Raw genomic sequence first — 439 nt, 5'->3', positions numbered from 1 at the left:
GAACCCCCACGTCACAAGGACACTAGATCCTAAGTCTAGCGCGTCTGCCAATTCCGCCACACCCGCACGGTGTGTAATATGGTGAGCCATGAAGGACTCGAACCTTCGACCCTCTGATTAAAAGTCAGATGCTCTACCGACTGAGCTAATGGCTCGTAGTTTCAAAACACTCTTAGTTTTCGACGCCCAAATTTCAGAAAGCTTAGTCAAGAAGCGGTTCAATTTGTGCGCTGATGTTTCGCTTCGCAGTATACTCGTTCGTGCTCTACCGACTGAGCTAATGGCTCGTAGTTTGAAAACACGACTGGTTTGACGCCCAATATTCGGTATGCTAACTTATGAGAGTCTAACTTGTGTTCTAAAAAATGGTGGAGGATGACGGGATCGAACCGCCGACCCCCTGCTTGTAAGGCAGGTGCTCTCCCAGCTGAGCTAATCC

The 439-nt window shown here is 49.0% G+C and carries 1 tRNA gene; it reads right to left on the bottom strand.

Features of this window, described 5'->3' with window-relative positions:
- Window positions 1-79: 79 nt before the first annotated feature.
- Window positions 80-155: transfer RNA gene (locus tag Q1B07_RS26805), tRNA-Lys, on the bottom strand.
- Window positions 156-439 lie beyond the last annotated feature (284 nt).

Source organism: uncultured Metabacillus sp. (genome assembly GCF_947503125.1).
GTDB lineage: Bacteria > Bacillota > Bacilli > Bacillales > Bacillaceae > Metabacillus.
The sequence above is the reverse complement of the archived record's forward strand: the minus strand, read 5'-3'. Positions and strand labels throughout refer to the sequence as shown.